The sequence below is a fragment of the Flavobacterium sp. LC2016-23 genome, assembly GCF_009674775.1.
Lineage (GTDB): Bacteria > Bacteroidota > Bacteroidia > Flavobacteriales > Flavobacteriaceae > Flavobacterium.
Genome location: NZ_WKKE01000001.1, coordinates 320,906 through 332,974, shown reverse-complemented (window position 1 = coordinate 332,974; position 12,069 = coordinate 320,906). Strand labels below are relative to the sequence as shown.

The 12,069-nt window shown below is 35.5% G+C and carries 11 protein-coding genes; 7 read left to right on the top strand and 4 right to left on the bottom strand.

Going from position 1 to position 12,069, the window contains the following annotated elements; translation table 11 throughout:
• Positions 1 to 66 precede the first annotated feature (66 nt).
• The 3 genes from GJU43_RS01425 to GJU43_RS01415 all read right to left on the bottom strand — a co-directional run bounded on the left by GJU43_RS01425 (position 67) and on the right by GJU43_RS01415 (position 2,477).
• Complete coding sequence (locus GJU43_RS01425) at positions 67 to 1,401, bottom strand: sensor histidine kinase (protein ID WP_370455466.1); 1,335 nt, start codon at positions 1,399 to 1,401, stop codon at positions 67 to 69.
• 10 nt (positions 1,402 to 1,411) lie between these two features.
• Positions 1,412 to 2,086, bottom strand: a complete 675-nt coding sequence (locus GJU43_RS01420; RefSeq protein ID WP_154339075.1) for a response regulator transcription factor — start codon at positions 2,084 to 2,086, stop codon at positions 1,412 to 1,414.
• A 175-nt stretch (positions 2,087 to 2,261) separates the two neighbouring features.
• Positions 2,262 to 2,477 carry a hypothetical protein gene (locus GJU43_RS01415; RefSeq protein WP_154339074.1) on the bottom strand — a complete coding sequence of 72 codons (216 nt, stop codon included), beginning with the start codon at positions 2,475 to 2,477 and terminating at the stop codon, positions 2,262 to 2,264.
• A 315-nt stretch (positions 2,478 to 2,792) separates the two neighbouring features.
• Between GJU43_RS01415 and polA the strand changes: the two genes are divergently transcribed.
• Entirely contained in the window at positions 2,793 to 5,630 is a 2,838-nt protein-coding gene (gene polA, locus GJU43_RS01410) for a DNA polymerase I (RefSeq protein ID WP_154339073.1), read from the top strand.
• A gap of 181 nt (positions 5,631 to 5,811) precedes the next feature.
• On the opposite strand, the gene GJU43_RS01405 is transcribed toward polA, so the two are convergent.
• Positions 5,812 to 6,837, bottom strand: coding sequence for a LacI family DNA-binding transcriptional regulator (locus tag GJU43_RS01405; protein ID WP_154339072.1), 1,026 nt, complete (start codon positions 6,835 to 6,837; stop codon positions 5,812 to 5,814).
• A 532-nt stretch (positions 6,838 to 7,369) separates the two neighbouring features.
• Here GJU43_RS01405 and GJU43_RS01400 point away from each other — a divergent pair.
• The 6 genes from GJU43_RS01400 to tsf all read left to right on the top strand — a co-directional run bounded on the left by GJU43_RS01400 (position 7,370) and on the right by tsf (position 12,068).
• A complete protein-coding gene (locus GJU43_RS01400) occupies positions 7,370 to 8,116 on the top strand; it encodes a ferritin-like domain-containing protein (RefSeq protein ID WP_154339071.1) in 747 nt (248 codons plus the stop codon).
• A 27-nt stretch (positions 8,117 to 8,143) separates the two neighbouring features.
• A complete protein-coding gene (locus GJU43_RS01395) occupies positions 8,144 to 8,956 on the top strand; it encodes a ferritin-like domain-containing protein (RefSeq protein ID WP_154339070.1) in 813 nt (270 codons plus the stop codon).
• Between the two features lie 196 nt (positions 8,957 to 9,152).
• Entirely contained in the window at positions 9,153 to 9,608 is a 456-nt protein-coding gene (gene rplM / locus GJU43_RS01390; protein ID WP_007808911.1) for a 50S ribosomal protein L13, read from the top strand.
• A complete protein-coding gene (rpsI, locus tag GJU43_RS01385) occupies positions 9,608 to 9,994 on the top strand; it encodes a 30S ribosomal protein S9 (RefSeq protein ID WP_007808909.1) in 387 nt (128 codons plus the stop codon). Before rplM ends, rpsI begins: the two co-directional genes overlap by 1 nt.
• 176 nt (positions 9,995 to 10,170) lie before the next feature.
• Entirely contained in the window at positions 10,171 to 10,968 is a 798-nt protein-coding gene (gene rpsB, locus GJU43_RS01380; protein WP_154339069.1) for a 30S ribosomal protein S2, read from the top strand.
• 137 nt (positions 10,969 to 11,105) lie between these two features.
• Entirely contained in the window at positions 11,106 to 12,068 is a 963-nt protein-coding gene (tsf, locus tag GJU43_RS01375; protein ID WP_154339068.1) for a translation elongation factor Ts, read from the top strand.
• Position 12,069: the final 1 nt, after the last annotated feature.

The following is a 12,069-nucleotide window of genomic DNA, read 5'->3' as shown; positions in this document are numbered from 1 at the left end:
CAAAGATAGAATCACTAAATGAAGATTAAATGAAGATTTGTTGTGTTAAAAAAAATTAACTTTAATTTAAGTTTTTGCCGTTTCAGGGAACAAAAGCATGAATGTTGTTCCCTGGTTAATTCCCGAGGTCACTTTAATTTCTATATGATGAAAATTAGCAATGCTGTCTGCAATAGCAAGTCCCAAGCCTTGCCCGTCCTGATCTGAATTGATTCGGGCGAAACGGCTGAATATCTTTTCGATTTGCGAAGGATCCATCCCGATTCCTGAATCTTCGATAGCAATAAAATAGTGTCGGTTTAAGAATCCGTCAGCAATCGTAATTTTTCCTTTTTGATGATTGTATTTAATTGCATTTGTAATCAGATTATAAATGAGAATATGAATTAGCGTTTTATTTCCCTTAAAACTAAAATCATGTTCCATTGTATTCGAAAATTCGATCTCTTTATCTTCGATCCTGTCCTGAAGATCTTCCTGCATGTCTGTTATGATTTCATAGAAATGAACCTCTTCCTCGGTTGTATACTGATTGTTTTCGATTCGGGAAATCAACAGCAGGTTATTGATGATTTTTTTCAGCATGTCCAATGTCTTCAGAGAACTCGCGATTTTATCCACCGCAGTATCATTCAGGGAATCATTCTGCAATAAATTTTCCAGCTTATTTTTGAGCAAAGCAATGGGCGTAAGAAGTTCGTGGGAAACATTGGAGATAAATTGTTTTTCTTTTTTAAAAAGTTCCCCAATACGATCCATCATCTGATTCAAAACCAAATCAAGCTCTCTGAAATCTCGTGACTTTGCTTTTATTGGTGTGTGATCGAAAGTTTCGGGTTCATTGACACGCCGGATTTTAGTATCAATAATTTTATAAAAAGGTTTTAGCAGATATTCAATATAAAACGTATCCGCCAGGAATGTAACAAGAAGTATAATCACCAAAACAATAATAATAAACAGACGAATGATAAAGGTGAGATCGTTTACTTCGCTAATATCACTTCCGATTTCGAGTTGGTATCCTTCTTTTTCATAGGTGAAATGATATCGTAGAATTCGGTACTCATTCTGTTCTCCTTCAATAATGCGATAATCATTACTAAAAGTAGTTTCTTTTTGATGGGGCTTAACCGGAACTTTTGAAAGTACCAGAAACTCACTGTGCAGCGTAGAAAATTGGGAATAGGTTTCGGTCGAATCACTGGGATTTTCGATAAAATCATTAATCTCATCCTGATTTAAGTGGTCAATAAATTTTTTCTTTTTTTCAAGCAATCCATTATTGATATGGCTGTAAACTACATTTTCGGCCAAAATGGGCAGCATTAACCACAAAACCAAAATTACCAGCAATCTTGTCAGCGCATTAAAAATTGCCAATTGGTGTTTTATCTTCACAGTATCTTATTTACTCGTTAATTCGATAGCCAACATTTCGGACTGTTTCAAACCAGCTGATATCGGTATGTTTATCCAATTTTTTTCGAAGGTTCCGAACATGAACATCTATAAAATTAGAGTCTGAGTTAACTTCGAGAATATCTCCCCAAATGTGCTCTGTTAATTGCAGCCTTGTAATCACCCGATTTTTATTCAGCACCAAATACTGAAAAATATCAAACTCTTTTTTGGTCAGATTAACCGGAATATCATTGTAGCTCACTTTATAGTCCTGCAATTGCAGGGAAAAACCATGAACCACTAAGTCATTTAAAGTAAACCCATGCATTCTGCGAATAACCGCAAACAGGCGGGCACTCAGTTCCGTTAAGGCAAAAGGTTTTGTCAGATAATCATCTGCACCAAGATGCAAACCATTGATTCTGTCGTCTAATTCGCCACGAGCCGTAATGACAATCACAGCCATTTTTGATTTGGTTTTGCGAACGGCCTTCAAAACCTCAAAGCCATCGCCATCGGGCAGCCCAAGATCGAGCAGCATAGCATCATAATCATTACTGTTTACCTCTTCTAAAGCATCACTGCAATTGTGGGTTATCTTGCACACATAACCTGTATTGCATAAAAAATCATACACTTCTGCAGCAAGCTCCTTATTATCTTCAACAATTAAAATATTCATAGACACAAATTCTAAGCGCAACTAAAATTAAGCAATTATAAAAAGCCTTGTTGCCTATTATTAAAAAATTAACGAATCAAAAAAAGCTGATAAATTTCTTTATCAGCTTTCTCCATAATTATCCTTTCTGTTTTGCTCCCCTTACAATCCTTCGAAAGCAAAACAAAAACAACCTTTATTTTTTCATAGCAGAGGCTTCTGATTTTGCAGCTTCTTTTTTCTCAGATTTTGCTTTTTTCTCAGCTTTTTTTCTCGGATGTTTTGTAGCTTTAACTTCTTTTACCGGAGTTGCTTTAACTTCTTTTACAGGACCAACTTTTACAGGCGGAAATGCATTAACCATTGCTGTAGTTCCTAAAACTGCTACGAGTAACATTAAAAAATTTCTCATGATTTCTACAATTTAAAATTAATAACCTTTTTAATTACAGATCAAATTTACCTCTGTAAAATGAAGACCAAATGAAGAAACCGGCCAGTTTAGAAATTTTAACTTCAGATTAACTTAGCAGGGATTTTTGATGCATTTCTACCATATAAGTAATATAAGTTCATTTAAGTAAAGGTGTAATGCAGTGTGTTTAAACATTACGCCTATTCATAAAGCTTAAATGAACTCACATAACTTACATGGTTAAAAAAAAATCTTGTTAGTCTGATTTTTGAGGACCCAATTGATTATTTTTACAGACTAATATTTTTTTTTATGTCAACTCAAAAACGTCTTTTTCTTCTTGATGCTTATGCGCTCATATTCCGTGGTTATTACGCTTTCATAAAAAATCCGAGAATTAACTCCAAAGGAATGGATACATCTGCCATTATGGGCTTTATGAATTCCCTGCTGGATGTCATCAAAAGAGAAAAACCGGATCATTTGGCGGTAGCTTTTGACAAAGGCGGAAGTCATGTGCGAACAGAAATGTATACCGAATATAAAGCCAACCGTGACGAAACTCCTGAAGCTATAAAAATTGCCGTTCCCTATATTCAGAGCTTATTAAATGCTATGCACATTCCAATTATTGAAGCCAATGGCTGTGAGGCCGATGATTTAATTGGTACCATTGCAAAACAAGCTGAGAAACAAAATTACAAAGTCTTTATGGTCACACCCGATAAGGATTTTGCACAATTGGTTTCTGAAAATATTTTCATGTACAAACCGGCCCGTATGGGGAACGGAATTGAAATCTGGGGTGTACCTGAAGTTTTAGCCAAGTTTGAAATTGAGAGACCCGAGCAGGTAATTGATTTCCTTGGAATGATGGGTGATGCTGTCGATAATATTCCGGGACTGCCCGGTGTTGGAGAAGTTACCGCAAAGAAATTCCTGAAAGAATTCGGATCAATGGAGAACCTTTTGGCCAATACGCATTTGCTGAAAGGAAAAATGAAAGAAAACATTGAAGCCAATAAAGAGAAAGGAATACTTTCTAAAAAACTGGCTACTATTATTATAGATTGCGATGTTGTTTTTAATGAAACGGATTACGAATTAACCCGTCCGGATATTGAAAAAACAGATGCTATTTTTCAGGAACTGGAATTCAGAAGAATGGCGGAACAGTTTGACAATTTGTTTAAAACAGGAGGTGCTCCAACTACAAATGAAGTACCTGATGCCAAATTATACAAAAAACCACAACCTAAAAACGAGGATCAGTTTGATCTTTTTGGAAGTGCAACGTCAGATGAAAACCCCGAAACCGCGAGAACTTCTTTTTACACGACATTAGACAATACCCCTCACTCCTATCAGGCTGTTGAAGGCGATTTGGGTATAAAATTATTGCTGCAAAATTTACAAAAACAGTCTTCAGTTTGTTTCGATACCGAAACTACAGGCTTAGATGCTTTACATGCTGAATTGGTTGGTATTTCATTTTCTTATGAAAAAGGAAAAGGATATTATGTTCCGTTTCCGGAAAGCCAGGAAGAAGCGCAAACTTTGATAGACAAATTTATTCCGTTTTTTGAAAATGAAAATATCGAAAAAATTGGTCAGAATTTAAAATATGACTTGAAAATCCTTTCTAATTATGGCGTTACTGTAAAAGGAAAACTTTTTGACACTATGATTGCACACTATCTGATTAACCCGGATATGCGTCATAATATGGATATTTTAGCGGAAACGTATTTGAAGTATTCACCAAAATCAATTGAAACCTTAATTGGTAAAAAAGGTAAAAATCAAATTTCGATGCGTGATGTTGCGCTTGAAGAAATCAAAGAATATGCCGCTGAAGATGCCGATATCACTTTGCAGTTAAAAGAAATTTTTACAGCAGAATTAGATAAAACCGAAACTAAAAAGTTATTTGATGAAATCGAAATTCCGTTAGTAAGTGTTCTGGCTGCAATGGAAACCGAAGGAATCCGTCTGGATGTGGAATTTTTAAGTGCCATGTCTAAAGAAATGGATGTTGAAATTAAATCTCTGGAGCAAAAAATATACGAAACTGCGGGCGAGAAATTTAATCTGGCCTCACCAAAACAATTGGGCGATATCTTATTTGATAAAATGAAAATAGGCGGCGCCAAGCAAAAGAAAACCAAAACAGGTCAGTACGCTACCGGCGAAGAAGTTTTAACGTATTTAGCCAATGACAATCCGATTGTAAAAGAAATTCTCGACTGGCGTCAGATGGTAAAGTTACAGAGCACTTATATTCTGGCTTTACCGGAACAGGTAGACAAAAAAACCTTACGTGTTCATACCGATTATATGCAAACCGTGGCCGCAACGGGACGTTTGAGTTCTAATAATCCGAACCTGCAGAATATTCCGATCCGTACCGAAAGAGGCCGTCAGATTCGTAAAGCTTTTGTCGCAAGAGATGAAAATCATACGCTGATCTCTGCCGATTACTCTCAAATTGAATTGCGAATTATTGCGGCTCTCAGCGGAGAAGAAAATATGATTGCTGCCTTCCAAAACGGAGAAGACATTCACAAAGCAACTGCCGCAAAAGTGTTTGATGTTCCGTTAGAGGAAGTTTCCCGCGAACAAAGAAGCAATGCCAAAACCGTAAACTTCGGAATTATCTATGGCGTTTCGGCTTTTGGACTAAGTAACCAGACTTCATTATCCAGAAGTGAAAGTGCCGCTTTGATTGAAGCGTATTACAAGACCTACCCGAGACTGAAATCTTATATTTCAGAACAAATTGAGTTCGCCCGCGAAAAAGGATATGTTCAAACCATTTTGGGACGTCGTCGTTATCTGAAAGATATCAATTCTGCAAATGCAGTGGTGAGAAGTGCTGCTGAACGAAATGCCGTAAATGCGCCTATTCAGGGAAGTGCTGCTGATGTCATTAAAATTGCCATGATCAACATTCATAAAAAATTAAAAGAAGAAAACTGGAAATCTAAAATGCTGCTTCAGGTACATGATGAGCTTGTGTTCGACGTTCACAACGATGAACTCGAAAAAATCCAGCCCATGATCAAACACGAAATGGAAAATGCTTTTAAAATGGCCGTTCCGTTAGAAGTGGAATTAGGTATGGGTAAAGACTGGCTGGAAGCGCATTAATTTCATTTTAGAGTGTAGATTTCTGCAATCTTGTCATTTCTGACGGATGAGAAACCAAATCCCGAGAACGACAAACTGTACGTCTTCACTTTATGTGATTTCTCCTTCGTCGAAATGACACAAATAAAAAAAAAGACTGTCCTTTTCGGGACAGTCTTTTTTTATTTATCTCTTTTTTAAACTATACTTTACGAGTTGACTCCCGTTCTTTCAGTACTGTTTTTATAACAATTGTTTCATAATCAGAGGTTTCTTCTTCGTTTTCTTCGAGTCTCTTGATTAACCTTTTGGCCGCAACTTCGCCAATCTCTATTCCGTGCTGACTTACTGTGGTTAAACTTGGTGACAGGCGTCTTGAAGCCAGGATTCCATCTGCAAAACCAATTATTGAAATATCTTCCGGAACTCTGAATCCTTTTTTCAGACTCACTCTTAAAGCAGCTACTGAATCATTTTCATCCAAAGCAAAAATCGCATCAATTTTATTATCAAAAATGGAATCAATTTTAGCTTTCATGTCGTCTTCAGAATCAGTACGAAGAATGATTTTTTCATTTACCGGAATGTTGTTGTCTTTTAAAGCTTTCAGATAGCCATCAGCTCTTAGTTTTCCAACACTTAAATTGTCTACAGAAGAAATCAGGGCGATATTTTTGCATCCTAAATTAATTAAATGCTGAGTAGAATTCAAAGCCGAATCAAAATCATCAACCACCACTTTGTCACATTCTACTTCATCGGCAATTCTGTCAAACATTACAATAGGAGTTCCGTCATTTATAATTGCTGAAAAATGATTGTATTCCTGTAGTTTCTGCGCTTCTTCAGAAACTGACAATATAAAACCGTCAATAGTTCCGTTACTAAGCATTTCAAGTGTATGAATTTCTTTTTCCAGAGATTCATTCGAAATACAGGTAATTACGTTATATCCTTTTTTGTCCGCTACTTTTTCGATACCGCTAAAAACCTTCGCAAAAAATGAGTTTAGTATATTAGGTATAATAACTCCAATGGTTTTTGTTTTACGATTCTTCAAATTCAGACCAATAACATTTGGTTTGTAATTTTTTAGTTTAGCATACTCTTTAATTTTGATTTTGGTTTGCTCACTAATTTCAGGGCTATCATTAAGCGCTTTAGAAACTGTTGATACAGAAACATTAAGTTCTTTCGCGATTTGTTTTAAAGTTGCTTTAGCTTTCATTCTATCATAATTTATGGAATTAGTACAAATATAGTAGAATTAGTGAAATTACAACAAAATCAAAGTAAAAGCTGAGTTAAATTATTAAAGTTGATTCATCTCTTATTTTATAATTATTTTAAAAAAAAATATCAAAAATTGATCGTTTCTTTAAAAAAAACAAACATAATCAACTTTAATTTATAAAGTAAAAACCTACTTATTGGAAATATTTATGTTAAAATAAAACCATAAATTCCAAAAAAAATAATTATAAAAAATCTTACATTAATACCTGTAAATTATAAGCATTCACGCACTTTTATTTTAAATAAAAGTGATGAAAAAGAGTAAAAAAAAATAAATTCGTACAGATTATCAGAAGTTTATAATAATTAAAAGAGAATTTTATTACAAAAAAAATAATCTACCTTTAAGTAGGAAATGAGTGTTAAAAAAAACAAAAACCTAAAACCATGCTTTTTAAAATTCCGTTAATACTTATGTACCGATAATATATGATTTGCTATTAATAACCTTAAAAAATTTAATTATGAAAAACGAAGTAAGGATTCAGGAGGTTGACACTTCATTGAACAACAGAAGGAATTTTCTCAAACTGAGCGGACTGACAGTTGTTAGTGCGGGGTTACTTATGGCCGGGTGTAGTGATAATGATAATGACGACCCGGTTGTAGACAATATGTTACCGGGAATCAGAAATGGAAAATTTGACTTAGGCGCCGGAGATTTTGGCGTTTTAACCTATGCATATGCTTTAGAGCAACTAGAAGCTGACTTTTATACTAAAGTTGTAAACGCTTCAAATTTCAATACCACTTTTAACGAAATCGAGAAACAGGTACTTACAGATTTATACCATCATGAAGTAGTGCACAGAGATTTCTTCAAAACGGCTTTAACTGGCGGTTTGCCGGATCCGGGTTCCCAGTTACTACCAACACTGGCTTTTAATTACGGTGCATTAAACTTTAATAGCCGTACTGATGTACTGGCCACTGCCAAAGCTCTTGAAGATACTGGTGTTGCTGCCTACAATGGTGCGGGCAAACTAATTAAAAGTGCTGATTATCTGTTACTAGCCGGAAAAATTGTTTCCGTAGAAGCCAGACATGCCTCTGCAATCAGAAGCTTAATTAATCCTAATTCCAAAGATTTTGCAGGAGATGATATTGTAAATATGACTACCGGACTGGATGATGCAAAAGACCCGTCTAAAATATTAGCCATTGCAGGCGGATTTATTACAACACCATTTACAGCTAAATTTTTACCTTAATATTAATGCACTTTAAAACTAGAAATTATGAATATATTAAAATTTATAGAGTCATTTACTAATGAAGGTATTATGACCAGTACAGGTTCCAGAAGAGACAGTTTTACACAATTTGGAAATCTTGGAAAAAATTTAGCATTCGCCTCCATTCCATTCGGCTTATCAGCATTAGCGAATAAAGCAATGGCACAAGACATCACTCCCACTCCCGCAACGCCAATCGGAGCTTTGCAATTTGCCCTGACATTAGAATATCTCGAAAACGAGTTTTATGCGATGGCATTAGATTCAGGCGTAATTCCGGCATCAGAAAATGGTGGTCGTGATTTAAAAGTTTTTCAGCAAATAGCCGATCATGAAGCCGATCACGTAAAATTCCTAATTGCGGGATTAGGTGGCACCTCGAGCGCTAACTTTGTTCCGAAACCCACTTTCGACTTTACGGTGGGCGGTGCTTTTGATCCTTTTGGAAATTATCAGACATTTTTAGCATTAGCCCAGGCATTTGAAGACACAGGTGTAAGAGCCTATAAGGGCCAGGCCGCAAACCTGATTTCGACTCCGGATTTATTGACTGCCGCATTACAAATACATTCTGTTGAAGCACGTCACGCTTCTGAAGTACGAAGACTGCGCGGTTTAAAAGGATGGATTTCAAATGCAGAAAGAGGTGCCGGAATGCCGGAAGCGACACAAGCTGTCTATGATGGTGAAGGAGTTACCGTGCAGGCAGGATATAATACCGCAACCTTATTTGGTGCTTCGGCAGGATCTGAAGCTTATGACGAACCACTTACTACACAACAAGTTGTAAACATAGCCAATATATTTATAGTGTAAATTATTTTTTTATCAGCCTTTTACAAACCATCTTTACTTCATTTTGTAAAGATGGTTTTTTTATTGTTTTAGATGAAAAAATAACTCCTGAAAATCAGCCGTTAAAATAATCATTTAAGGTATTTGGTTTTAAAATAATTAATTGTACTTTTGCATCCCCTTTATTGGGGATGGAATGTTTAATTAAAATAATATTATGGACGCATTAAGCTACAAGACAATTTCAGCTAGCAAAGCCACTGTAACGAAAGAGTGGATTGTTGTTGACGCTGAAGGTCATAACTTAGGTCGTCTTGCTTCAAAGGTTGCAATGATCTTAAGAGGTAAGTACAAGCCAAGTTACACACCGCACGTTGACTGTGGAGATAACGTAATTGTTATCAACTCAGAAAAAATTAACCTTACAGGTACAAAAATGAATGACAAAATTTACATGCGTCATACAGGTTACCCAGGAGGACAAAGAACTTTAACTGCTAAAGTATTGCAATCTAAAAACCCTGCATTATTAGTAGAGAAAGCTGTAAAAGGAATGTTACCTAAAAACAAACTAGGTGCTGAACTTTTTAGAAATCTAAATGTTGTTGTAGGATCTGAGCACAAACAAGGCGCTCAAAAACCTAGAACTGTTAACCTAAACGATCTTAAGTAATGGGAGTTATTCACAAAATCGGTAGAAGAAAAACCGCTGTTGCACGTGTATATGTTTCTGAAGGAACAGGAAAAATCACTGTAAACAAAAAAGAATTCGCAACTTACTTTCCAACTGCAACTTTACAATACAAAGTTTTACAACCAATGTCTATGACAGAAAATGTAAACAACTTTGATGTAAAAGTAAACGTTTACGGAGGTGGTTCAACTGGTCAGGCAGAAGCTGTAAGAATGGCATTAGCACGTGTTATGTGTGAAGTAAATGCTGAAAACAGAGCTATCCTTAAACCAGAAGGTTTATTAACAAGAGATCCAAGAATGGTTGAACGTAAGAAATTCGGTCAGAAGAAAGCTCGTAAGAGATTCCAATTCTCTAAACGTTAATATTACCTGTCTTGTTCATTTGGGACAAGACATGATCAATTATTTATTGAAATTAAAAAACACAGTTGTTGTTGCTCTCCTGTCGAGGCAGGAAATAGTTTAGCATCTAAATGTATAAAGCCAGGGAAACCGCCATTTATACATTGCTAATCAACAGAACGTAAACTAGTACAAAAATGGCAAACAAAATAGAAGTAAAAGACTTACTAGAAGCAGGTGTTCACTTCGGACACATGACTAGAAAATGGGATCCAAACATGGCCCCTTACATTTATATGGAGCGTAATGGTATACACATTATCAATCTATATAAAACTGCAGCAAAAATCGAAGAAGCTAATGAAGCTTTGAAAAAAATCGCTGCATCAGGTAGAAAAATTTTATTCGTAGCTACCAAAAAACAAGCAAAAGATATCGTTGCTGAAAAAGCAAAAGCTGCAAACATGCCTTACATCACTGAAAGATGGCCTGGTGGAATGCTAACGAACTTCGTAACTATCAGAAAGGCAGTTAAAAAAATGTCTTCTATTGATAAAATGAAGAAAGATGGTACTTTCATGACCCTTTCTAAAAAAGAGCGTTTGCAAGTGGATCGTCTACGTGCTAAATTAGAGAAAAACTTAGGTTCAATCGCTGACATGTCAAGACTACCAGCTGCATTGTTCGTAGTAGATATCAAAGCGGAACATATCGCAATAAAAGAAGCACAAAAATTAAACATTCCAGTTTTCGCAATGGTTGATACGAATTCTGACCCAAGAGAGGTTGATTACGTTATTCCTGCAAATGATGATGCTTCTAAATCAATTGACAAAATTTTATCTTTAGTAACTGCTGCCGTAATCGAAGGTCTTTCTGACAGAGGTTCTGACAAAGAAACTGAAGTGTTTACTGAAGAAGCTGCTGCTGAAGCTGCTCCTGCTGTAGAGGCTGCACCAGCTGTTGAAGCTGCTGCTCCTGCAACTGAAGAATAAATAAACAATTTAAATTCCAAATTTTAAATTCCAAAATCCAAGAATAATTAAAAACATAATGTTGATAATTTATTAAAATTGGAATTTGGAATTTAAAAGATGGAATTTTTACTTTTAACATTAAAATTCAAAATATTATGGCAACAATTACTGCTGCAGACGTAAATAAATTAAGACAAACTACAGGTGCCGGAATGATGGACTGTAAAAAAGCTTTAGTTGAAGCTGATGGAGATTTCGATAAAGCTATACAAAACCTTAGAGAAAAAGGACAAAAAGTTGCTGCTAACCGTTCTGACCGTGAGTCTTCTGAAGGAGCTGCTGTTTCTTTTGTAAATGCTGACAAAACTAAAGGAGCGATCATCACTTTAAACTGCGAAACAGATTTCGTAGGTAAAAATGAGGCTTTCGTAACTTTAGCTAAAGAATTGGTAGAAAGAGCTATTAACTTCTCTTCTAAAGAAGAATTCTTAGCTTCAGATTTCAACGGAATTACTGTTGCTGAAAAATTAATCGAGCAAACTGGTGTTATCGGTGAAAAAATCGAAATCGGTGGTTTTGAAATCTTAGAAGGTGCTTTCGTTGGATCTTATGTTCACGTTAACAAAATTGCTGCATTAACTGCAATTTCTGAGCCAATTGCTAATGGTGACGTTTTAACTAAAGACATCTCTATGCAAGTTGCTTCTATGGGAGCTGATACATTATCTTACAAAGATTTTGATCCTGCTTTCGTTGAATCTGAACTTGCTGCCCGTATTGCTGTAATCGAAAAGGATAATGAAGAAGCTAAACGTTTAGGAAAAACTTTAAAAAATGTACCTAAATATATTTCTTACTCTCAATTAACTGAAGAAGTTTTAAAACAAGCTGAAGAAGATGCTAAAGCGGAATTAAAAGCGGAAGGTAAACCAGAGCAAATTTGGGATAAAATTATTCCTGGAAAAGTGCAACGTTTCATCTCTGACAATACTACTTTAGATCAGGAGAAAGCGTTACTAGACCAAAACTTCATCAAAGATGACAGTAAAAAAGTTGGTGACTATGTTAAAGGATTCAATGTTGAAATTACAGGTTTCAAAAGAGTTACTCTAGGTTAAT